Origin of the sequence: Sphingobium cupriresistens, from assembly GCF_004152865.1 — a bacterium.
Lineage (GTDB): Bacteria > Pseudomonadota > Alphaproteobacteria > Sphingomonadales > Sphingomonadaceae > Sphingobium > Sphingobium cupriresistens.
This window is the reverse complement of record NZ_SEOO01000128.1, coordinates 1-952: the sequence shown is the minus strand read 5'-3', so window position 1 is coordinate 952 and position 952 is coordinate 1. Positions and strand designations below refer to the sequence as shown.

The 952-nt window shown below is 47.9% G+C and carries 1 protein-coding gene and 2 pseudogenes; 2 read left to right on the top strand and 1 reads right to left on the bottom strand.

Going from position 1 to position 952, the window contains the following annotated elements:
* Window positions 1–219: 219 nt before the first annotated feature.
* Both EWH12_RS21935 and EWH12_RS22420 read left to right on the top strand, forming a co-directional pair.
* Window positions 220–414 (top strand): annotated as a pseudogene (locus EWH12_RS21935) (IS21 family transposase); the annotation flags it as partial.
* A 155-nt stretch (window positions 415–569) separates the two neighbouring features.
* Window positions 570–734 (top strand): hypothetical protein, encoded by a 165-nt coding sequence (locus EWH12_RS22420; RefSeq protein ID WP_207212481.1) that lies wholly within the window; start codon window positions 570–572, stop codon window positions 732–734.
* A gap of 115 nt (window positions 735–849) precedes the next feature.
* Here the strand turns inward: EWH12_RS22420 and EWH12_RS21930 are convergent.
* Window positions 850–952: pseudogene (locus EWH12_RS21930) on the bottom strand (IS5/IS1182 family transposase); the annotation flags it as partial.

The window sequence follows — 952 nt, the reverse complement described above, 5'->3', positions numbered from 1 at the left end:
GGGCCATTCTGTCATCGGTCATCGTCTTCTTCTCCAGGTTCGAGTTCGCATCCGAACCCTACCAGAAGATCGACGGTGGCCACCCTCTCAGGGAAACCTTCCTACACCACCCCGTGGGACACGACCTGCATGAATTTCCGTGAATGGGGAACTGAATGGCTCCCCTCGCATCCTAGCGGCACGTCCTGCACTCCCACCAACGGAGTAGGACGACACCATGCCCGACGCACTGGTCGCGATCCCAAGACCATCCGAAAATATATCGAACGGGGTGTCGAGGTCCCGGTTTACGGCCCACGCATGCTGGGTCGACCGAACAAACTGGCACCCTATCTAGAATTTTTGCGTGAGCGAGTGGTGGCCTTTCCCGATCTGACGGCGGCGCGTCTGACGCGGGAAATCCGTGAGCTGGGGTAGCCTCCGGCTCGAGAGCGGAGAACAGATCATTTCAAATGCTTGCAATATGAGCTGTTTCCCTGAACGATAATTCAAAGCTTTTGTAAGTTGGGCTAACGCTGCGGCTCAGGTTGCCTTTCCAATGGCTTGATCACATTTGCATGGGTTATGATATGACAAAGCAAGAACTCGATTTGTTGGTCGATGAAGCGACAAGTGCGGTAATCGATATGATTCCTGCAGGTGAATACTATGAAATTTCCGATGAAGAAAAAGATAATATCACAATATATCTTAGAGAAAAAATTCTAAATGGATTGATAATTTTTAAAGATTAACTTTATTCTATAAACAAATTATTATATATTCCATTAAATATATTTGATATTATTTAGAATTATAGAAAGTATTGATCTTCGGCTAGCGCTGCTTAGAGCCGGATTCGGAAGTTTCTCAATTCTGACAATACCTTGCGGTTCTGCGTGTGAGCATGCGGATTGAGGCGATGAGGGCCCAAGCTGTTGATGAGGCGATGGATCGCTCCCAGTCTTTCGCG